The organism is Mucilaginibacter aquariorum, assembly GCF_024498135.1.
Taxonomy (GTDB): Bacteria; Bacteroidota; Bacteroidia; order Sphingobacteriales; family Sphingobacteriaceae; genus Mucilaginibacter; species Mucilaginibacter aquariorum.
Map to the genome: position 1 here is coordinate 823,846 of NZ_JANHOH010000002.1, position 22,086 is coordinate 845,931.

21 protein-coding genes are annotated in these 22,086 nt (G+C 49.2%); 1 reads left to right on the forward strand and 20 read right to left on the reverse strand.

Annotated features, from left to right (window positions below):
• Positions 1–48 precede the first annotated feature (48 nt).
• On the reverse strand, positions 49–267 hold the full coding sequence (locus tag NPE20_RS14705) for a hypothetical protein (RefSeq protein ID WP_256539422.1): 219 nt from the start codon (positions 265–267) through the stop codon (positions 49–51).
• A gap of 477 nt (positions 268–744) precedes the next feature.
• Between NPE20_RS14705 and NPE20_RS14710 the strand changes: the two genes are divergently transcribed.
• Entirely contained in the window at positions 745–1,437 is a 693-nt protein-coding gene (locus tag NPE20_RS14710; RefSeq protein WP_256539423.1) for an OmpW/AlkL family protein, read from the forward strand.
• Between the two features lie 144 nt (positions 1,438–1,581).
• Here the strand turns inward: NPE20_RS14710 and NPE20_RS14715 are convergent, their stop codons facing one another.
• The 19 genes from NPE20_RS14715 to NPE20_RS14805 all read right to left on the reverse strand — a co-directional run bounded on the left by NPE20_RS14715 (position 1,582) and on the right by NPE20_RS14805 (position 22,075).
• Complete coding sequence (locus NPE20_RS14715) at positions 1,582–2,310, reverse strand: Crp/Fnr family transcriptional regulator (protein ID WP_256539424.1); 729 nt, start codon at positions 2,308–2,310, stop codon at positions 1,582–1,584.
• Positions 2,288–2,689 carry a hypothetical protein gene (locus NPE20_RS14720; RefSeq protein ID WP_256539425.1) on the reverse strand — a complete coding sequence of 134 codons (402 nt, stop codon included), beginning with the start codon at positions 2,687–2,689 and terminating at the stop codon, positions 2,288–2,290. Before NPE20_RS14720 ends, NPE20_RS14715 begins: the two co-directional genes overlap by 23 nt.
• Positions 2,689–3,456, reverse strand: a complete 768-nt coding sequence (locus NPE20_RS14725) for an ABC transporter permease subunit (protein ID WP_256539426.1) — start codon at positions 3,454–3,456, stop codon at positions 2,689–2,691. The genes NPE20_RS14720 and NPE20_RS14725 overlap by 1 nt, the downstream gene beginning before the upstream one ends.
• Positions 3,450–4,166, reverse strand: a complete 717-nt coding sequence (locus tag NPE20_RS14730) for an ABC transporter ATP-binding protein (RefSeq protein ID WP_256539427.1) — start codon at positions 4,164–4,166, stop codon at positions 3,450–3,452. The genes NPE20_RS14725 and NPE20_RS14730 overlap by 7 nt, the downstream gene beginning before the upstream one ends.
• Complete coding sequence (locus NPE20_RS14735; RefSeq protein WP_256539428.1) at positions 4,154–5,386, reverse strand: nitrous oxide reductase family maturation protein NosD; 1,233 nt, start codon at positions 5,384–5,386, stop codon at positions 4,154–4,156. The genes NPE20_RS14730 and NPE20_RS14735 overlap by 13 nt, the downstream gene beginning before the upstream one ends.
• Positions 5,386–5,820 (reverse strand): nitrous oxide reductase accessory protein NosL, encoded by a 435-nt coding sequence (locus NPE20_RS14740; protein WP_256539429.1) that lies wholly within the window; start codon positions 5,818–5,820, stop codon positions 5,386–5,388. The genes NPE20_RS14735 and NPE20_RS14740 overlap by 1 nt, the downstream gene beginning before the upstream one ends.
• Positions 5,817–6,392 carry a hypothetical protein gene (locus tag NPE20_RS14745; RefSeq protein ID WP_256539430.1) on the reverse strand — a complete coding sequence of 192 codons (576 nt, stop codon included), beginning with the start codon at positions 6,390–6,392 and terminating at the stop codon, positions 5,817–5,819. Before NPE20_RS14745 ends, NPE20_RS14740 begins: the two co-directional genes overlap by 4 nt.
• A gap of 58 nt (positions 6,393–6,450) precedes the next feature.
• Positions 6,451–8,433, reverse strand: coding sequence for a Sec-dependent nitrous-oxide reductase (gene nosZ, locus NPE20_RS14750; protein ID WP_256539431.1), 1,983 nt, complete (start codon positions 8,431–8,433; stop codon positions 6,451–6,453).
• 19 nt (positions 8,434–8,452) lie between these two features.
• The gene (locus NPE20_RS14755; protein WP_256539432.1) at positions 8,453–8,947 is read right to left on the reverse strand and encodes a c-type cytochrome; all 495 of its coding nucleotides are present in this window, start codon (positions 8,945–8,947) and stop codon (positions 8,453–8,455) included.
• A 135-nt stretch (positions 8,948–9,082) separates the two neighbouring features.
• Positions 9,083–9,511 carry an RrF2 family transcriptional regulator gene (locus tag NPE20_RS14760; protein WP_256539433.1) on the reverse strand — a complete coding sequence of 143 codons (429 nt, stop codon included), beginning with the start codon at positions 9,509–9,511 and terminating at the stop codon, positions 9,083–9,085.
• 41 nt (positions 9,512–9,552) lie between these two features.
• A complete protein-coding gene (gene ric / locus NPE20_RS14765) occupies positions 9,553–10,503 on the reverse strand; it encodes an iron-sulfur cluster repair di-iron protein (protein WP_256539434.1) in 951 nt (316 codons plus the stop codon).
• 153 nt (positions 10,504–10,656) lie between these two features.
• Positions 10,657–13,212 carry an adenosylcobalamin-dependent ribonucleoside-diphosphate reductase gene (locus NPE20_RS14770; protein ID WP_256539435.1) on the reverse strand — a complete coding sequence of 852 codons (2,556 nt, stop codon included), beginning with the start codon at positions 13,210–13,212 and terminating at the stop codon, positions 10,657–10,659.
• 96 nt (positions 13,213–13,308) lie between these two features.
• Complete coding sequence (locus NPE20_RS14775) at positions 13,309–14,502, reverse strand: hypothetical protein (RefSeq protein ID WP_256539436.1); 1,194 nt, start codon at positions 14,500–14,502, stop codon at positions 13,309–13,311.
• Positions 14,502–14,834, reverse strand: coding sequence for a metal-sulfur cluster assembly factor (locus NPE20_RS14780; protein WP_256539437.1), 333 nt, complete (start codon positions 14,832–14,834; stop codon positions 14,502–14,504). The genes NPE20_RS14775 and NPE20_RS14780 overlap by 1 nt, the downstream gene beginning before the upstream one ends.
• Positions 14,821–16,107 (reverse strand): hypothetical protein, encoded by a 1,287-nt coding sequence (locus tag NPE20_RS14785; RefSeq protein WP_256539438.1) that lies wholly within the window; start codon positions 16,105–16,107, stop codon positions 14,821–14,823. Before NPE20_RS14785 ends, NPE20_RS14780 begins: the two co-directional genes overlap by 14 nt.
• Complete coding sequence (locus tag NPE20_RS14790) at positions 16,104–16,916, reverse strand: DUF2249 domain-containing protein (protein ID WP_256539439.1); 813 nt, start codon at positions 16,914–16,916, stop codon at positions 16,104–16,106. Before NPE20_RS14790 ends, NPE20_RS14785 begins: the two co-directional genes overlap by 4 nt.
• Before the next feature lie 412 nt (positions 16,917–17,328).
• Complete coding sequence (locus tag NPE20_RS14795; RefSeq protein WP_256539440.1) at positions 17,329–17,508, reverse strand: BF3379 family histone-like protein; 180 nt, start codon at positions 17,506–17,508, stop codon at positions 17,329–17,331.
• Between the two features lie 279 nt (positions 17,509–17,787).
• Positions 17,788–19,842: a copper-translocating P-type ATPase gene (locus NPE20_RS14800; RefSeq protein WP_256539441.1), complete on the reverse strand. Its 2,055-nt coding sequence runs from the start codon at positions 19,840–19,842 to the stop codon at positions 17,788–17,790.
• A 37-nt stretch (positions 19,843–19,879) separates the two neighbouring features.
• Positions 19,880–22,075 carry a multicopper oxidase domain-containing protein gene (locus NPE20_RS14805; protein ID WP_256539442.1) on the reverse strand — a complete coding sequence of 732 codons (2,196 nt, stop codon included), beginning with the start codon at positions 22,073–22,075 and terminating at the stop codon, positions 19,880–19,882.
• Between the last annotated feature and the right edge of the window lie 11 nt (positions 22,076–22,086).

Sequence of the window (22,086 nt, forward strand, 5' to 3'; positions counted from 1 at the left end):
ACGGACAACAGGTAACGACGAACAGATTGCAAGTATCCCAAAAGACACTTAACGAGGCTCGTCCAGGTATCCCCATTCTTCGTCCTTCGAAAGTTCGGGGTACTGAAAAGATTTATCCTTTAATACCCTGTAAACTGCCCATATCAGCACGACAGGTGCGGCGGTGAACAAAGCGCCCTGCAGGGCGAGTGGCACGCCTGCTGCCAGCAAGCCGGTGTAGACTACCAGATAAAGGGTAGCCAGGCCAATAGCAAATTTTGCGTTCATAACCCATCCTTTTTTATAGATACAAGTAATGGTGAAAATTGTGTTTGCCGGTTTATACAAAAAAGACACCCCGTAATTTTCCCGTTTAATAACTCCAAAATGAGGGTGAAACGGACCTCATTCCGGTGCCCATGCACTTTGATCGAAAGGCATGAACTTCCATGGGAAATCACCGGTTAAACCCGGTCGGAGAGGTGTAGGTTTACCTGGCGTTACTGTTCAAAAAGCTGGTACAGGCACCGGGGTGATCCGCCACTTTACATTACTCCGGTTGGCAAGGCTTTGAGCTAAAACCGTGAGCCCGGGCGTGACATCGACAGTTTAATATTAAACGGTTTGTGCAAACCCAAATGGTGACCGCCCGCACATTTTAGCGTCCGGGGTTCCTGCAATGATTTCTATCAGTGAACCGGTTGAAGTTTATCATGGCGGGCTGGGCTCCGGGCGGATAACTTTGCTTTATAATTCGAACATAATATGAAAAAAATCAAATTTTATTTAGCACCTATCGGCCTTTTTTTGGCCCTGAATTCCTTTGCGCAGGAAAAACACGAGTGGGATTTCCGGCTGCGTGCGATCACGGTCGTACCGCAGGAAAGCGCCGCAATCAGCGTCATCGGCGGTAATATCGCCCTGAGCAACTCCTTCGCGCCTGAACTGGACATCACTTATTTTTTTGCCAGAAATTTTTCAGCCGAACTGATCCTCGGTACCGTGAAACACACGGTCAAAACTACCGGATCGGACCTCAGCGCTATCGGCGGTCCTTCATCCGCGGAGGTTGGCCTGGGCAGTGTGTGGCTGCTGCCACCAACGTTGAACCTGCAATACCATTTGCCTATGCGTTCTTTTTTCAAACCTTATGTAGGTGCGGGCGCCAATTACACCATTTTTTATGGTGCGGACAAGGGCGCAGTGGTGCAGGATATCGCTTATAAAGACAGGTTTGCCTTCGCCGCACAGGCTGGGCTGGATGTTGACCTGAATAGAAAGGTATTTTTGAATATCGATTTGAAGAAGCTTTGGTTGTCAACGACCGCCACGGTCAATGCCGCTAACCTGACGCCATCCGGCAGCCCGGCGCTGGCCCCGGTTTTGCAGAATATAAAGGCTGATGTAAAAATCAACCCCTGGGTTATTGGTGTGGGTATCGGATACCGCCTGAAATAGTTTTCAGTGACAATATACCTGGGAACCCCTCCATGACGGCATGTGAGGGGTTTTGGTTTTTACCGGAACCTTTGGAATAGACATCGTCATGCTACATTTTAAAAAGCAAAGACCCGGCCCTGCCGTTTTTCAAACGTTAGCGGCCTAAGTGGCCGGTACTGAATTAGCGATAACTTCCGCCAGCCGGGTGCGATCGAGCAGCGTGATCTGCTTACCGGTCACGGAGATCATTCCTTCACGCATGAGTAACCGCACGGTCCGAAAGACCGTTTCGTAGGTAGCTGCGGTAAAATCAGCAAGATCCGTCCAGGCCATGCGAAAATCTATCGCACCCAGGGCATTTGTCCCGAACTGTTCTTCCAGCCGGAGCAGGGCTTGGGCAACGCGTCCCTTGACAGGCATGTGTGCCAGATCTCGCATCTTCTGTTCGGCATTTTCCAGTTCTTCTGCAAACAAAACCATGAGCTGATAGCACAAAGCGCTGTTCGTCTGTAAGGTTTCCCGGAAGAATTCGAGTTCGACAAAGCACACGACAAGGGGTTCGACGGCCGTGGCGGAAACCGAATAAACCAGCTTGCTGCCCAGGCCGCGGTGCCCCATGATGGCTCCGCCTGCCGCGAAACGAATGATGAGCTCTTTATCCGCTGTCCATTGCTTATGCACTTTCGCCGTGCCGGTATGAACAAAGTATATGCCCGTTACGGGATCTCCTTCGCGAAAGACCGTTTCCCCTTTTTTAAAGGACAGATTCCGGTGATGCAGGTCGATAGCGGGATGAAACCCGGGCGGCGTATGCCGGCAAAGGAAACATTTTTCGAGGTTGCAGTTCAGCGGCGTTTTGAACATGGCTTCAGACGGTAAAATATTGGTCAAATAACTTTAAGCGGATGGTGATCGTAACATACGCTTTTTCAGCGGCCCGGGCCTCTTCGGCCTGGTTCAGCAGGCTAAGCTGTTCTATTAAAGGTTCCAGCCAATGATGGAGGGCCTGGTGGTCTGCACCTTTAACCCTGCACTCCCGGATCATTTTGGCGATGCCTTTTTGCAGTGCACCGCCGGCCTTTTTATAGTGCATCAGATTACCCGTTCCTGCAGCTTCTTTAATGATTGCCTGCAGGGCGGCTACATTTGCGCCGGTCACCTTATCCACTTTCCATTTAACACCGTTATTCAGTGCCAGTTTATCCTGGCACCAGGCATTGCCGGTGGTAACGCATACCGTCAGCAATAGAAATATAAAAAATCTTTTCATCAGAGGTCTTTCTTTTTAAATATCCGTAAAGCAAAGAACAGGGGTACCAGGATCCAGACCAGCTGCATCAGGAGTGAAAATATAATACCTGAGCCACTGCCAAAGAACTGCTGGTAAAGGGCGCCGGTATAACCCATCAGGGCGGAGATATCCAGCTGCAATAAGATCAGTATCCGGGCAAGGTCTATCGGGTTCAGCGCCGTCAGAACGATCATCGCTTTTTCCAGCGGATAATCGGCGAAGGTGTACAGGAATAATAAAACCAGGCCATCGAATATGATCGAAAAATAAAACCAGAGCATTAAGGCCAGACCAATTCCTTTGGCCTTATCATGGGTAATTGTAGATGTAAGGAAAGCCAGAGAAACAAAGCTAAGCGTAAGCAGGTAGCCGGATACCATTAAGGTGATACCAGTGGCCGAAAACGCAAACAAACACACGGGAATACAAACCCCGATGATGAAGGCGAGCAGAATGGAACTGCTGATCCCGATGAATTTTCCCAGTAAAATATTACGCCTGCTGATGGGTTGTGAAACCAGCATTTCGGTAAACTCTGCCGCGTTGAAATAATAAGTTGTGGCGTAAACGATGCTGACCAGCGGTACGATGATCAGAATAACCGTTGTAATACTTACCAGTCCCTTGGTCACGTCTGCATCTGACATGAAAATCGTCAGGCTGATCGCTAATAGTAAGAGGGTGTAGGCCAGCAGCACTTTGCTCCTGATGATATCGAAGATGATGTATTTAGCGATTTTTAGCATGACGATAAACTTAATAGCTGCGTGAGCGCCCGGCTTAATTTTTGTTCGCCTGTCTCCATTTTCAGGTCAGGCAATGTTTTATAGAATTTGATCTTTCCTTCAAAGAGGTAAAGGATATGGTCAGATATCTCGTCCGCCTCGCTGAGGATGTGCGAGGTGATCAGCACCAGCTTGCCGTTGGCCCTTTCGGCCAGGATCTTTTCCTTCAGCGCATCCGCGGCGAGCGGGTCAAGGCCGGCAGACGGTTCATCGAGGATCAGTACATCGGGACTGAACATAAAAGCCAGTGCCGCGCTTACCTTCTGAAGCGTACCACCTGATAAGGTGCGCATTGTTTTATGATACATGCCTTCGAGTTGATAGGCTTTCAGCAGATCAGTATCCACCGCGTCCTGCTGCCTGATATCCATAACCATTTTAAACAACTGGCCGATCTGCATATTATCGGGGTAATGACCTATTTGCGGCATGTAACCGATGTGTCTTTTATAATCAAACGTATTTAGTATGGATTTGCCCTTGAACAGAATGCTGCCGCTATCGGGAAGCACCATTCCGAGGATCGACTTGATCAGCGTGGTTTTGCCGGAAGCGTTCGGGCCGAGTATGGATACCACCCCGCCGGCAGCGAAATCGCAGCTGACGTTTTTAAGCACTTCCAGCCTGCCAAATGATTTTTTCAGTCCTTCGACCGCAATTATCTTTTCCATGGTTTCATTCTTGGTTTTTCGTCTTTAACAGATTCGGGCGTAACAGAGGGAATGGCACGTTCTACCTTATCAATAAGGTTGACGATAAAACTTCTCATCAGCATCACACTTTGGGGATTCTGTTCAATGATCTGGGCGTAAAGGCTGATCGGCCGGTAAGGTATATCGCCGGTGCCGTCCCTGTTCAGGTCGTAGCCTTCATATTTATCCCAATAGTTATCATTGAAATAAATTTCTTTTAAAGTGCCATTGGTTGTCACGTCGAAAGAGTTTCCTTTATAGTTATTTTGGGTGAAGTTGTTCTTACTGCAACTGGCCAGCACGCGCATGGCCCAGCCGTTAGAGATAAAATCATTATGCTTTATGGTAATGCGGTCTGAGTTCTCCATGTAAATACCGGTGGTGTTCCTGATAAAACGGTTGCCTTCAATCCGGGCATCCGTAATTTCTTTGAGCAGCACGCCGTAAATAGTGCTTCCCCAGTTCTCGATAAACGTATTATCCAGCATGGCGATACGCCGGGTGTACATGACGGAAACACCGGAGCCGTTATTCTTAAAGGTGTTGTGGCGGTAGGTATCGTCATCGGAGAACATAAAATGCAGGCCGTAACGAATGTTTTTTTCGCTGAGGTTATTTTCGATCAGGCATTTTTTGGCGAATTCGAAATAGATGCCGTCCCGATGCTTCGTTACGTAGTTTCCCCGGATCAATACTTCCTTACATTTCCATAAATGGATGCCGTTACCGGAATTCTCAATATCATTCGAGCCGGTGATGCGGTTATTCAGCACTTTTATAAAGCGACAGTTGGATAAATATATTCCGAAGAAATTATTCCGTAATATGTTGTTGCTGATCGTTACCTGTTCGACATTGCTCAGGCGGATCGCGGCGAAGTCCCGCATCGAACCGGTTTTTGTATTCACCACCGTAAAACCGTCCAGTTTGACATGGCTGGCGGTGATCGTCAGTACCTCTTCCCGGAAACGGGCGTCCAATACCGGTTGTCCTTCGCCAAGTATGGTGAGTGATTTATCAATCAGGGTGTTCAGGGAGATATAAACTCCTTTTTTTACCCTGATCGTATCGCCGTTTTGGGACAGCATAACGGCCTGGCGCAAGGAACTGACCGGCGTCCCCGGTGCAACCAGGATGGTTCGGGCGGCCAGGATCAGGGGTAACAACAACCCGGAAAACATCAGCAGCAGTGTTCTCATCAGCGGTTTTGTTTTAAAAAACCCGGCCAGTCGGATACGATGGCCGTGCTATCCTGCTGCGCAGCTTCCGCGGCGCGTCGGTTTATGAACGCCGCAAGGTTTCCACCCATAGGTGAAGCCAGCGAAGCATCATGGAGGTACCAGGCTTTGCGGGCGTCGGAAAAAGTTCCGGGATGCCCAAAATCATTGACCAGCAAACTGCTTTCCGGGTCATTGGCGACAGCGGGATTTTCCCTTAAAAAACCGGCCATGCATTCCACCGCGTCAAACTTGTATATTTTTCCCTTCACGCTGATCACTTCGGTGGCAAAACGTTTGTCCATAATCGTCATTTTACAGTGAGTACAGGCGTCTTTGCCGTATAAGATCGGTTCGGGGCTGTGGCTACAGGCTGCGAGCAGGCAGCAAAGGGTAATCAAACTTAGCGGTTTCATTTGATGTGGTTTAGCGATAAACGCGGTTTGTAAAAAAGGGCTGCTGCGACTAATAAGCCCCCGATACCCACCAGTATACCTCCGGTATCGGGTAATGATCCGGCGGTAAAGTTGAGCAGTTGCTTGTAACCAAAAAGGGGCGGCTGGTAGTTCATTCCTTCTACTTTTATAGCCGCATGCGGGTTAAGCCGGTGGCCGTAATTATATTCCCAGATGTAAAAATCGGTGAACCCCACTATCGCAAACAGGCACAAACCGATAAACCAGACCCATAGCAATTTGCGGCTTTTGGCAATGGCCGCGGCGATACCGATGACTGTAAGCGCCCCGAAAACATAAGGAAGAATCTTAAACTCCTTAAAATCATCTTCTGAAATAAACTTCATCCCTATATAGTGGTTCAGGCCGTTGATCTGGTCAATGTTGCCCGTGAGCCCGTTCAGCCAGATCTTCATTTCCAGCCCCTCGGGGTATTGTGGCGCGTCCAAATTAATATGCCATAGCGGTAGGAAATAGGCAGTCAGCATAAACAAACAGGCAGCGGCTATTAATATTCTTGTAGTCGGTTTCATGAGCTATAAATTAACCATAGCATATGGCGCTGAGCGCTATACGCTATGGTTGTTAAGTTTATTGAGTTACCGGGTTCACGCCGATAGAGAATTTAATAGGTACTTTGGAACCTGCCGGAGATACCCTGAAGTAACCCTGCATTTCCTGATGCAGCGCAGAACAAAAGTCGGTGCAGTAGAACGGTACAATCCCCTGCTGGTATGGATTCCATTTCAGCGTACTGGTTTCGCCCGGCATGATCAGTAATTCCGCATTATTCGCGCCTTTAATGGCAAACCCGTGCGGTACGTCCCAATCCTGTTCCAGGTTTGTTATGTGGATATAAACATCGTCACCTACCTGTATTCCTTCGATATTATCAGGCGCCAGGTGAGACCGCATCGCCGTCATATAGACATCAACGCGTTTGCCGGTCCTTACCACTTTGGTTTCCTTTTCAGATTTTACAGCATAAGCGTTCTTGTTATCCGCCAGTTTGAAGAATTTTACCTGGTTCTTCACGATCTTTTCGGCCGGGATAGACTGGGCGTAATGGGGCTCGCCGATAGTCGGGAAATCCAGCAGCAGCTTCATTTTATTACCCGAAATATCGAACAGCTGTGCAGCCTGTGAAAGTTCGGGCCCGGTAGGCAGGTAACGGTCCTTGGTGATCTTATCCATAACGATCACGTATTTACCATAGGGCTTTTTAGAATCGCCGCCGGGGATGGATAAGTGGCCGGGCGAATAAAACACCGGAGCCCGGTCAATGATCTCCAAATTATCTACTTTCCATTTTACCACTTCAGACGATACGAACATGGTGGTATAAGCAAAACCTTTATCATCAAATTCGGTATGCAGCGGGCCAAGGCCGGGTTTCTTTACTTCGCCACGTAAAACAGCTTCGTATTTCAACACGGGCAGGTTACCGTCAATCATGCCGTCGTACGCTTTTTTAGCGATCGCGTCCAGCATCTTTTTATAAGAGAATACCGGGATCACAGCGGCCAGTTTACCACTGGCTACAATGCTTTCACCATCCGGTGTCACATCAACGCCGTGCGGTGATTTAGGGCAGGGCATATAATACACCAGGCCCGGAAATTTGGTCACGTCCAAAATCTGTGTTTCCTTTTCAATGGTCGAGGTGGCGCTATGAGTTTTATCACTGTAAACATTGTGGGCATATTTCACCGGTATCTTGGTGCCTTTGCCTGCCAGTATCAGTTCCTCGGCTTTTTTCCAGTTAATGGCCATCACAAAATCCTTATCGCGCTGGCTGGCATTTACCTCCAACAGTGTATTTGCCTGTTCGGTATTGTAGCAGGTAAAAAACATCCAGTCGTGTGACGGACCTTTTCCGGCATGGGCCAAATCATAGTTAAAAGCCGGTACTATGAGTTGAAAAGCAAGTTTCATCCCGCCGGTTTCTTTATCCACTTTTACAAATGATACCGCGCCTTTAAAGTTCTTTTTATAACTATCAATAGGCACATCGTTGCCGGCATTGTCCAGCGGCTGGCTGAAACGGGTGTTACCCACTACGTATTCCGTATTTTCGGTGCAGAATGGCGAAGCATGGTTACCGCCGATGTTCGGCAATTCGATGATTTCTGTTGTTTTAAACGTGGTAAGATCGATACGGGCGATTCGCGGTGTATTGTTCCCGTTGATGAACAGCCAGCGCCCGTCGTCCTCACCGTTGGTTTTGGAAAGCTCCGGGTGATGGGAGTCGTCCCAGGCCACAAAGCCGTGAGAAGTGTTCAGCATGGGCTTCGTTTCTTCGGAATAACCATAACCGTTTTCCGGATTCTGTGAAAATACCGGGATCACTTTCAGCAGCCTGCCTGAAGGAATACCGTAGGCCGCCACCTGGCCACTAAAGCCACCAGACATAAAGGTGTAGATCTCGTCATATTTACCCGGCGCGACATATACTTTTTGTGCGGCATCGGCATCTACGGAAGAACCGGCTTTGCCCGGTTTGCAACCGGGCATGGTGCTGCCGGCCAGCAAGGCCAAAGCGGGTATGAGTATTATATAGTTTGAAAATTTCATGATTCTTTATCGTTTTGAATTATTTACTGTCGTTTTTCCTGAAGTATTCCAGAAGCTGGCGGGTCTGTTCGTCGGTGACATCCTGAAAGGTCATCTGGGTCAGGTGTTTTCCCAGCAGCGCTTTGCCTACCGGGTCCTTGGCAGCCATCTCCACCGGGTTCGTGATCTGGTTCATGATCCATTCTGGTGTACGTCTTTTGGTAACGCCCAGCAGACCAGGCCCCACAATCTTCTGGTCGGTCATCTTATGACAGGCAGAACATTTGGCGGTAAAAACAGCCTCACCTTTGGCGGCCATGGCCGGGTCCAGTGCATCCAGTTTTACATTTGTAAATTTGCCTATACCTTTACTGTCACTTTTGGCTTCGGGATCCACGTCCGCACTGGCGGCAGCAGTTTCCGGTGCTGATGCGGCGGTGTCAGCTTCAGATCCGCCGTTAGATTGCCCGCAGGCGAACAGGAGTGTCATTCCGGCCAGCAGTGCGGCGAGAAATAAGGTTTTTTGAGTTTTCATTTTGATGAATTTTGATGGGTTAAAATTATCGGTAAGTCAGGTGCCGGTACGTGACCACCCTCAGTTTAAAATATGATCTGTATCATGTTTTGGCTACCGAATGTATTACAGTGTCTTTTACTGGTTCAAATTTTTTTATTTCAAAAAATATCCGTTGGCGCCAAAGCCCGAAACCAGTTCGGTAACCGGTTTTCCGGAAAATTCGTCGTGCAGCATGTCCCTGATCGGCTTGACCTGCTCATGCATCGGGCAGGGCTGCGCTGCTGAGCAGCGCTCCAGCCCAAGCACACAGGAGGTGAAGAGTCCGTTGCCATCAATGGCGCGCACAATGTCAATCAGGAACAAGCGGTCGCCATTCTCCAGGTAGAAGCCGCCGGTCGGTCCCTTGGCTGAGGAGAGGATTTTTTTGCGAACCAGGGTCTGCAGGATCTTACCGGTAAAATGCATCGGCGATCCGATGGCCCGGGCTACCTCGATGATGCCGGCCTTTTCACCACGGCTGCTTTTCAAAGCGACGTAGACGGTCGCCCGGATGGCATATTCACAGGTTTTGGATAGTATCATTTTCCGGTTTTGGATTTGCGAACCTGAACTATTACGGACGACTAGGACAATTCCTTTTCCAGCTGTATGGCTTTAGGAAAAAGGATATTGCTTTCCAGGTGCACGTGGCGGTGCAGGTCGTTCTCATATTCTTCCAGTTTTTTGAATAGAATGGTGTACGAGCTGCAGGCATCTGCGGGCAAGGTGTAATTACCGGTTATCCTCCGGATCGTTTCGAAGTCTCCGCCGACCTGCTCGTGTTCACTGTCCATGACCTGGATCGGCACCGATATCCTGCCGAAGTTTGCCGCAGGCAGCAGGCCGCCGGTATTATAGACCTGTGCGAGCTCTTTAATAAAAGGGAACAGGATCTTTTCTTCCTTGACCATGTGCAGGATCAGGTCGTTGCCGATCTTTTCAAATAACTGAGCCACCTGCACCAGTTCCGGATGCCGGTCGCCGTGTACGCGGGCTACTTTTTGGGCGATCTCCAGGATGAACGGCGTGTTGTCGCGCACGTAGCGGTGATGGGTGTTGATAATATAATCACTCAGGAAACCGATGTCCCAGTTCTGGAAATCGTTCTCGCTGTTGGCTGATTCCCCTTTCACTGCTTCCAGCTGCCGCTCTACCTCGGCAGGATCGAGCCCCTTTTTCTCGCAGGCCTCGGCAATGGTTTTTTTGCCGCCGCAGCAAAAATCGATACCCAGCTTTTTGAATACCTGCGCCTTGCGATAATCTTTGGCTACAATCTGCCCGATCGTTTCCGCATTTTCCGGTTCCGTCTTTTTGGCGATTTTTACCTGCCAAACTTCCGGTCCGTTTTCCAGGTAGTCCCAGTGAAAAACCTGGCCTCTTTCGGCCAGCAGCTGGTAGTAAAGTGGTTTTGGATCGTGGTCGTTGTGAATAATAAAAGCTTCGCCGCCCTGCAGCGAATCAAATTTGTCGAAGATGGCCGGATGCTTGAACCTTGGTTCGATCACCGTTACGTCGAGAATGTCTAATACTTCCATTTTTTGATGTTTAAATAATAAAAGACAAACATATCTTTTATTATTAGTTTAAAAAGTGACGCTCATCACTAAGGTCCCGGGGAGAAAAAATAAAGACAAAAAAAAAGCGCGCTGTAAAGAAACAGCGCGTTGAAATGGAACAATATTTCGGTTTTAACCGCATTTGGAGGAGCCGCAATCCTTACAGGTCAGGCAGCCTTCCTGGTAGTGCAGATTGGCTGACTGGCAGTTCTGGCATAGCTGCCGGCTTACCCGGGTGCCATCCGGTATAAACTTTTTAAGGGCGCGGGCGACTCCGTTTTTCCAGGTGTTGATCGATTCATCCAGTTGCAGGGTGCCGATAAGATCGACGACCTTTTCAATGGGCATGCCATGGCGCAGGGTTCCGGATATCAGTTTGGCGTAGTTCCAGTATTCCGGATTAAATTTATAAGACAGGCCCTCGATGGTGGTCTTATGCCCGTAGCGGTTACTATACTGAAAGTCATAGCGGGAATTACCGTCAGGCTCACGACTTTTAAGAATATGTCCGTGGTCAACCCAGGCCGGTATAAGGATGCCGTCCTCATCGTCAGCCAGGCCGGTGAAGATCTCGTAGGGTTTACCACCGAGCAGGCCGATAAACGCGATCCATTTATCCTTATCGTTATGGAAGCGGACAATCCCGGCCTCCAGCACCGGCGGCCGTTTTGTTGGCAAAAAGGGGGGTGCACCGGGCTCAGCGGCAGGCTTGCCTTCGGTATTAGCGATCAGCACGCCGGAGCGTGAGCCGTCACGATAGACTGTCAGGCCCTTACAGCCGGCTTTCCAGGCCGCCATGTACAATCGCCCGACCAGTTCTTCCGTCACCCCGGCGGGCATATTAATGGTCACGCTGATGGAATGATCGACCCATTGCTGGATCCGACCCTGCATTTCCACCTTTTTCAGGTAATCAACATCATTGGAGGTGGACTTAAAATAGGGTGAAAGGCCGATCAGTTCATCCATTTCCTGCTGCTTGTAGTTCTTATTCAAATCATGACCGTTCACCATCATCCATTGTTTGAATCGATGATGAAAGACCAGGTATTCTTCCCAGGAGTCACCAACCTCGTCAATGAAATCCACGCGGGCATCCTGGTCATTGGGGTTCACTTTGCGGCGGCGTTTGTAGACCGGCATAAATACAGGTTCGATACCGGAACTGGTCTGCGACATCAGGCTGGCTGTTCCTGTTGGAGCAATCGTGAGCAAGGCGATATTGCGACGGCCGTGTTCGGTCATTTCGTAGTACAGCTCCGGGTCAGCTGCTGTCAGTCGCAGCAGGAATGGATTGTTCTTTTCGCGGTCCGCGTCGAATAAAGGGAAAGCGCCGCGTTCTTTGGCTGTAGCGACGGAACCCCGGTAGGCTTCCAGGGCAAGCGCCCGGTGCACGCTGACCGCAAATTCGGTCCCTGCCGCGCTGCCATACCGCAGGCCAAGCGCAGCGAGCATATCGCCCTCGGCAGTGATGCCAATGCCGGTCCGGCGGCCTTCCGTGGCCTTGTTACGGACCTTTTGCCAAAGCAATATTTCCGTGCGTTTCAGCTCTTCTGCTTCAGGATCAGCGGAGATTTTTTGCAGGATCAGGTCGATCTTTTCCAGTTCGAGGTCAATTATATCATCCATAATGCGCTGTGCGGAATGAACATGTTTTTTAAAAAGGTCCCAATTGAAGGATGCCTGAATGGTAAAGGGCTGGTCGACGTAGCTGAACAGGTTGACGGCAAGTAAACGGCAGGAATCATAAGGACATAGCGGGATTTCGCCGCAGGGGTTTGTCGATACCGTCTTAAAACCCAGATCAGCATAACAATCAGGGAGCGATTCCCGGATGATCGTATCCCAGAACAGGATCCCGGGCTCGGCGGAGCGCCATGCATTATGGACGATCTTATTCCAAATCGGCAACGGGTCGATCTCTTTTTCAATCAGGGGCGACACACTTTCCACCGGATATTGCTGCCGGTAGGAGGTTCCCGCCTCAACGGCCTGCATAAATTCATCATCGAGGCGGACGGACACATTGGCGCCGGTCACTTTGCCCTGTTCCAGCTTGGCGTCAATAAAGTCTGCTGCGTCCGGATGCCGGACAGCGACCGATAGCATGAGTGCTCCGCGCCGGCCGTCCTGTGCCACTTCACGTGTAGAATTGGAGAAGCGCTCCATGAATGGCACGAGGCCGGTCGAGGTGAGCGCTGAGTTTTTTACAGGAGATCCTTTCGGGCGGATATAAGACAGGTCATGACCTACACCGCCACGCCTTTTCATCAGCTGCACCTGTTCCTGGTCGATCTTGAAAATTCCGCCGTAAGAATCTGCTGACCCTTCCTGGCCGATAACGAAACAGTTGGACAGCGAGGCGACCTGATAGGGGTTACCGATCCCGGTCATAGGACTGCCCTGCGGAATGAGGTACTTAAAATTGCGTATCAGGTCAAAAATCTCCGCTTCCGGTAATGGGTTTGGGTACCGCTGCTCGATACGCGCAAGTTCAGCCGCGATGCGGCGGTGCATATCATCAGGCGTAGCTTCATAGATCGCGCCGGATGAATCCTTGAGCGCATATTTATTCACCCACACCCGCGCCGCCAGCTCATCACCGTTGAAATAAGCGAGCGAAAACTGGTAGGCTTCATCAGCCGTGTAAATCTTGACGGGGTTTTCAGGTTTGGCGACATTTATCATAATTTCTGGTTATTGTTGATCATTTTGCAAGCCCGGGCGGGGCATATTGACCCGTACAAACTTGCTTTTTTTTACCCGGCCGAAAAGTGACGCGGGTCATATCCGCGGATTATTATTTTGTTTGACCAGGGTGAACAGGCCGATGCCGAATAATAAAAATGCGGCGCAAAGCCAAAACAGTAAAGGCTGGTAATGGGGGACAGATATCCCCCAAAGCGCAAGCAGCGGCTGCAAAAACAACAGGGCCAAATAAATGGCTGCGAGGGTGACATAGATATATTTCAGCCAAACAAACAGTACTCTGGAACGGAATACTTCGTTCCCGGCGAGCTGTTCGATCAGCAGGGGCATCAGGATACCGAGTGTCAGCAGGTGAATATAGCCGATGATCAGGTTACGGTTCAAAAACGCCCAATCGCCGATCAGCGGTATACAGACCGCCAGTTGCAGCAGGCATTTTATGGTCAGCGCCAGCAGCGCCACTTTCTGAAGAAAGGAAAGAGCACCCTGATGTTTTCGGTGCCGGTGCATGATCGCAAGCCAGCTGAGCAAGTTGAGGGCAGCACCGGCACCGGCAAGTATCCCCGCCCATATCCCGTGCTGCGCCCATAAGGTGAAAATAAAAAATAAGGGCAGGGTCGAAAACAGGAACAGCCTGAACCAGTGCAGGTCGGCGCGTGCAATCCTTTCCAGCGGTAAATTTGCGGCCAACAGGCCCAGCGCGGCCAGTTCCATGAAGCCGTTCATTTGGAAATGAAGGTAAAAATAGATGGCATCCTGGTACCAGGGGCCGGCCTTCAGGCCCAGTACCGACAGGGGGCCGAGCGCAAAAGGGCCCAGTGCCGACAGACAAAGCAGGATCATGGCCCCGCGGATGAGTGTAAAGGCGGCGCTGTTTACGTTTGAGCGCAGCCGCGGGTTTTTAATGACCAGGTACGCCAAACGAAAACCGGCAATGACAAACAGGCTTGAAAAGCTGATGGAAACAATTTTATATCCCTGCCATGAAAAACTGACCAGCATTCCCCAGGCGCTGACCTGTGCCGCAAGCAACACATGGCGGAAACCGTCGTTCAGCTGCTGGCCGCAGCATAGACGGGCAAGGAGGTAAGTAATGGTCAGGAACATCCAGCCCGAAAAGGCGAAATGGGAATGGGCGTGTAACAAATACTGGTAGTTAAAAGGCAGCACCCCCAATTGCATATAACGCAAAGCAAGGCCCCATATGCTCAGGACAATGAAATTCAGCACGGCCAGACGCGCGTAGTTCAGGTTAGGCAGCCGGGCCATCAGATGCCCAATAATCGCTTACCTTCCCCGGTAATGCTGTCGTAAGACCATACAGGTTGCCATACCAGTTCAACGGTAGCCGTATAGCCGGTATAATGCCCTTCGACGCAGTTTTTCACCGCCGATACAATGCTTTCCCCCATTGGGCAGTACGCTGAGGAAAGGGTCATGGTGACAAGGATCGTACGCTTAGCGGCATCAATGGCGACGCCGTAGACAAGGCCGAGGTCTATTATATTGATGTGAAGCTCAGGATCGATGACCAGCCGGAGGGTTTCCAGAACCTCCGCCTTCATGAAGGATAACGGATCGGTAATATCAAAGTTGGCCATAAGTACGGGTTTTGTGAAAAATGACGATACCTACATTGGCTAAATAAAGCAGTGCGGTGATGACCAGCGCGGCCCCGCCCGTATAGATCAGCGGAATAAACATGAAATAACAGCCCGGCATAAAAGTCAGGCAAAAGATCCCAAACGCAATGGTCTGGGCTTTCAGCAGGTGACCGGCGAACAGGTCGGACGGCATCGGGGTCCGGAATTTACCGGTCAGGTGTTCGTAGTGCCTCAACCAAACAATGAAAGGCAGGGTTTTAAAGGTCTGACCCAGTATCAGCGGGGTGATCCAGCCCATGAACATCAATTGGCCGTAGGCCATGGAAAACCGGAGGGTCGCCGGGTTATGTTTGAGGTGAAAATAGATAATGAACGGCACCATCAACACGGCGATTTTCAGGATAATAAAAGAAAGGAAGCTGATCAGCATCGGAAGGTCGATCTGTTTACGCAGGCGGGATCGCAGGCATTTATACAGGAAAATGAAATAACAGCTGAGGCCGGCACCGCCGACCAGCAACAGGAGGTAGTTCCGGTTACTGAGGCCAGAAAAATAGGCATCGACCAGGAAACACAGCAATGCACCAACAATCAAATAATAACTCCAGGTCAGCAGTCTGGTTTCCTGGTAAGAAGATACGAGGAACATCGGCACCAGCCTGGAACTTACACCGATCAGCATGAGCAGGAACCAGCCGACAAGACCCATGTGCGCATGGATGCGGAGAAAATGCAGCTGATCCTGCGGGAACAGCTGCAGCGTAAAGTTGAAGACGAGTGCGACCCCCAGGGCTACGGTCAGGCAAAGGCAGATGCAGGCGCTGAAAATGAAATCTTCCTGGATCGTCTGTTGCTGTTTCTTCCGGCCGGTAAGAAAGACATTGACCGTAAACAAAACAATGCTGAGCAGCAACAATATGGCACTGCATTGCATGTGTATACCGGGCACAAACACCCAGAAGGAATAAATAAGACCGGCCATCCCCGGCACAAAAAGCACAAAGCTCAGCCAGGCCAGTTTTATACTGTATAGATTCGTTTCGAGGACGACGGGAATCAACTGGTACGACGCACCTAAAATGATCATGGTTCCCCAGCCCAGCGCCGCCAGGTGGGTGACAGCCAGGATATGCGGATGGAAATAGTGGCCTGTAAAAGCCTTTACGGATAACAGCATCATCACGGATAAGATCAGGAAACAGCAGGCCGCAAGTACGTAATGTGTTACGACGATATTGTACAGACCTGGTTTTTGTTTGATTGCGGTCATTTGCGGAAGATCAATAAGTGCACATTACCCGGCGCGATATTTTTGAAGAGGTAGCTGAGGCCTTGCTTTTCCAGTTCGGGAAGCAGGTATACCGGGATCTTTTTATGGTAAACGAACAAAGCCTCTCCTTTAGTCAATCCGGGCGTATGTTCCAGGATGGCCAGCATCGGCTTTGGCATTTCAAGTGCACGCACATCCAGGTACCTGACCTGCTCCGGGCGGAATCCCGCCAGGACCCGGTCAAACAGCGCATCGTCCACGAAGGATTCGGGGTTTGCCGGAACGTCAATCGTACCGGTACCGGTATCTGCCTGATTAAAAAAGGTGATCACCAGGTCCGGCTTTTCAAAAAACACGCGATGGGCAAAACCTTTAGCCGTTAACAGGTGAATAAGCGGCAGAGGCTCGAAGGTATTGATCAGCTTCAATCCCTGTCCGGGTCCAAGCGAATTGATCGCGGCCAGAATCTCCTTCAGCGGGTCCTTGTCTTTGGCCAGGATCGGCCGGACATCCAGTTCAAGGTAATCCTCCTGCCCGATAAACGCGGTGTTCAAAGGCAACGCATTATCAGCAGCCTCTCCCCGGATTACCTGAAATCCGATCTGCTGCATGCTGTGCAAAAAATCTGAGATGGGTGTGTTGGAAATTTTGCAGGCATCGGAGATACTTACCCGTTTGACCAGCAGTTGCCGTAAGACCGGGTTTCTGAGTTTTGCAAATTTGCTGTTAAGGCTGATCAGGGTTTTGATAACCAGGTCACGGTCGAACCGGAGTAACTCGCTGATCTTGGTATTGGCGTCGATAGTCATTTGCATTTACAAAAATGAACTGTTTTTTATGCTTAAAATATGACCCACATCATGTTTTGTGGTGACTTTTCAACAAACCATCCCGTGACACCACATTTGTGCATCATAACAGATAAACAATCCGTCTTTCACTGGTCTCCTTTTAACACAAGTCGTTTACTGAAGATGCCATATGAAAGCCGGGACCAGGCAGCAAGTGCAGCTTGTCTGGCGCCAGGCTGAAATGCCCCGGGCGTAGCCGGGGTGGTTTCAGGGCGAAGCGGCAGGGCCGTCAAATGAGCGGCGCTTGCAACAACCGGCTCGGCCGGTGCTGCAAGGACAAGATTCCGTCCTGATCATATATTACAGGAGCATCAGCACAAAAAAAGCCCGCTTAAAAAGCAGGCTTTTACCCAAAACAGCATCGTGTTGATTATTTTCCTTCGTTCTTTTTGTCGCTAACTTCTTTCCTGATCTCGGTTGCCACCACTTTAAGTTGCTGCATCGCGTTCCTTAACCTTGTTCCGGCCGCTTTATTGCCTTTTTCGTAAAAAGATGCGGCGTCCGATTCCGCATGCGCGATGAGTTCTTTTAATGAATTGAATTTTTCCATGATAATTTGTTAAATGTTTTATGCTATTATATCCAGCAAAGGTGACATTTTGAATAAAACTTCCAAAATAAAAATGGAGCCTGCTTCGGGGGCCTTCATGGCTGGCTTGTTATAACAAAAATTCCTGTCGCTTTAAAACAGGGTTAGCTTGAACCAGGCTGATGTGCTGGGGCATGTACCCCCAAACGCCCACGCGTCGGCATAAAAGACCAAATAGGAATGAAAATGACTATGCGATACCTATTCGGTCTTTTGGTTTGCGTTACAGGGGTGAAGGGATCAACTTTTAAGTTTTAATAAACCAGCGTTTATAGCCACAACAACCGTACTGACAGTCATTAGGACAGCGCCTATTGCCGGACTCAATAAAATTCCCTGGTTATATAATACCCCGGCGGCCAATGGCAACGTAATTATGTTATAACCCGTGGCCCAAACCAAGTTTTGCATCATTTTCCGATAGGTTGCTTTGCCAAACAGGATCAGATTTACAATGTCCTTTGGATTGCTGTTTACCAGAACGATCCCGGCTGTTTCGGCAGCGATATCACTGCCCGAAGCCACAGCAATGCCAATATCTGCCTGGGCAAGTGCAGGTGCATCGTTTACACCGTCGCCAGTCATCGCAATAAACCCGCCCTGCCGCTGCAACTCTTTGATCTTTTCTAACTTCTGGTGTGGTAATACTTCCGCAAAAAAACCGTCCATTTTCAGTTGCTTGCTAACACTTTCAGCCACCTGCTGGTTATCGCCTGTTAGTAGGATGGACCTTATACCGTTTTCATGGAGCGTAGCGATCGCATCCGCTGATTCCGGCCTGATGGCATCAGCAAGGGCGATGAAACCAGCTAACTGATCATTTAGTAATACGAATACCACTGTTTCGTTACCGGCTATACCCGCATTTTCAGGAAGTTTAAGGCCGTTATCTTTCAGGTAGCCGGGACTAACCACCTTAACACTTTTCTGCTCTACAGTGGCTTCAATGCCTTTTCCTGTAAGGGCGTTAAATTGATCAGCTATTAATAAAGTCAAACCCCGCTTTCTTACTTCACTTAAAATGCCTGTCGCAATAGGGTGCTCGGAATTGGCTTCCAGTGCACCGGCCAGTCCGATCAGTTCGTCTTCGTTTGCCACAGTATTGCCGGTAAGGACGACCCTGGCTACTTCAAACTTCCCTTTAGTCAACGTTCCGGTCTTGTCAAATACAACGGAAGTGATCTTCCTTGAGTTTTCAAAAGCCGTCCTGTTTTTGATCAAAAGGCCGTGCTGTGCCGATAAGGCTGTCGATCTCGCCACAACCAGCGGTACAGCCAGTCCGAGTGCGTGCGGGCAGCAAATAACGATAACCGTAACCATGCGTTCCATAGCAAATGCGAGGTCGCGTCCCAGGCTTATCCATACCACGAATGTGACTATGCCGGCTAATAGCGCTATAACGGTTAGCCAGCGGGCGGCTTTGTCTGCTAAAAGCTGTGTATTGGATTTGGCATCCTGCGCATTGCGTACCAATTCCACCACTTTAAAAAGGTAGGAATCTTTTCTGCTGTGCATCACCCTGACCTTCAATGCCCCGTTGCCGTTTACCGAACCGGCAATAACCTTCTGTCCCTTTATCTTCTGCACTGGGGCAGATTCTCCGGTCAGCATCGACTCATTCAGATAGCTTTCGCCATCCTCAACCATACCGTCAGCCGCAATCTTTTCTCCGGGTTTGATCAGAATAAGATCGTTTTCCTTCAAATTTTCCGTTTGTACATCTTCGACAGTTTCACCGCTGACCAGGTGCGCGGTGGATGGCATCAATTGAACCAGCAGCTCAAGTTCGCGCGACGCACCGGCCACGGATCGCATTTCTATCCAATGCCCCAACAACATGATCAGGATCAATGTATCCAACTCCCAAAAGAAATCCATCCCCTGCAATCCAAAGATGATGGCAGTGCTGTAGGCATAGGCAACAGATATGGCGAAACCGATCAACGTCATCATGCCGGGATTTTTCGCTTTCATTTCAGCCAGCCAGCCACTCAGAAATGGCCAGCCACCATAAATAAAAACCACCGTCGATAAAGCGAACAGAACATACTGATCACCTATGAACGATACATGCAGCTGTAGCCAGTGCTGGATCATCTTGGACAGTAACAGGATCGGTAAAGTCAATGCCAATACCACGTAAAACCGCTTCCGGAAATCCTTGATCATTGCGCCATGGTCATGCCCTGGATGGCCCATGGCTTTGTGGTCCATTTGATGCCCATCATGATGATGTTCATTTGTATGTTGTTGTTCATGCTTATGCATGTTGTGCTGATGATCGTGATGTTCCATAACTTTATTACGGTTTAAACATTGTTAATTCATGCCTTTAGTAGATCAATGTTAATCCTCCGCCTAAACCCATATCACTATCATAGTGACTGGATATGGAAAAGTTTTTGTTAATAATATAACGCAGTCCTGTACTATATTCTTTATCTGTATTACCAACTAAATTCAACCTAAGGCGGCTCGTCAGGGGTATATCTTCACGCCCTAACTGAAATCTCAATTTCCCGTTGCCGTCTATGCGGGCATCGGCAACAAACAGGAATGGTAAGGTGTAAGCCAGACCCGCGACTACAGTATGGCGGTTATTCTTATTGCTTACCTGGCCGAACATATTTGTTTCCAGTTCATCTGTCTTCTTATAGTGATAGTCAAATCCGGCATAAGCATATAGCCATTGCATCCGGCCAAAGTAGCGCCCGAACATGGTTTCGCTTTCGTAGCCTTTGCTTTTGTTTAAACCCAGATGCCACATAGTCGAAAATTTCCACCTGGTGTTTGCTAATAATGCATTGCCATCACTACCGTTTGATTCCAGTCCCACCTTTGCAGCAGCATAAAATTTACGGTCGTCCGCCGCGATCTTTTTAAACCCTGCAACCGGGTCAGGTACCTCGGGATTTGGTGGTGAATTTTCGTAACTAAAAATCCGGCCCATGCCACTCATCATGTGGTAAAGGATATGGCAGTGAAAAAACCAATCACCGCTTTCCGTTGCCCGGAATTCTATGGTATCTTTTTCCATGGGCATAATATCGAGCGTATTCTTCAATGGTGAATACTCGCCCTGCCCATTCAACACCCGAAAGTAGTGGCCGTGCAGGTGCATCGGATGGCGCATCATCGTATTATTGTATAAGACAATGCGCACGTTTTCCCCTTTTTTGATCAGGATCTTGTCTGTCTCAGATACGGTTTTGTTATTGATGGACCATACATAGCGGTTCATATTACCGGTCAGCTCAAAGTTCAATAGTTTTGTCGGGCCTGATGGCAACGTGGTCGGGCGAACAGATTTCAGCATGGTATATTTAAGCGTGACAGGGGGCTCCCCGTCATTCATTTCAGCATACATCACCATATTCATGTCCATTACCTGGTTGGTCATCTTCATGCCCGGCATTTCTTTCATGTTGCCCTTCATGTCCATCATATCGTTCATCATTTGCATACCTTCAAAATATTTCAGCCTGGGTAACTTCTTCGCCGGCTTTTTATCACCACTGCCAAGCCATAACGAGGTATACCTTGTCCGGTCTTCCGATGTGGCTAAAAACTCGTAGCTGCCATCCCTTGGGATGGTGACTTCGGCATCATAGGTTTCGGCAACGCCAACAATCATACGGTCAACCGTAACGGGCTGCACATCCTCGCCATCATTGGCGACCACGCTGATCTTTCCGCCAGCCCAGCCGAGCCAGAAATAGGTAGACGAACTGCCATTGATCACACGCAGCTTTACCCGGTCACCCGCTTTAAATTGTGGCGCAGCATCTTCGGCCTTTCCGTTACTGAAAAAACGGTCATAATAAACATCACTCACATCCATAGCGGTCATTCTTTTCCACTCGTTAGTCAGTTTTGTCTTCAAATGTCCGGTTTGGATAGCTTGCAGATAGTCCTGGGTGCTTCCTTTGCGAATAGCATACCAGTCTGTCGCGTTATGTAACCTGCGCTGCACCTGCTCAGGGTTTTCGTCTGTCCAGTCACTTAACATTAAAGTATATTCCTTAACCGGCGATGGCTTTCTTTCATTGATAATAAACGCGCCGTACAAGCCGCTTTGTTCCTGCGTCATGGTATGAGAGTGATACCAATAAGTACCATGCTGAACGAGCGGAAACTTAAATAAGTGCGTTTGCCCACCTTCAATCGGGGTGGTGGTTAAATAAGAAACGCCGTCATAACGGTTTGGCAGGATAAGTCCGTGCCAATGGATGGAGGTTTCCATCATCATTTCATTGTGTACATAAATTTCGGCGGTATCGCCCTCTGTGAAGGTTAACTGCGGAGCCGGTATAGTTCCGTTGATCGCCATAGCAGGCCGCTTTTTACCCGTATAATTTACCGTAGTATCGTTGATATACAAATGGTATATCTCCCTATGACCTATTTTGGTAAAGAAAGGGAGATGTTTACTGCTTGCTGTGTTACCCATCCCCATTTTATGATCCTGGGAAAAAGCGGGAACAGTAAGCAGGATTGTGAAAATATATAATATAAACTTTTTCATCATTCTATTAAAAA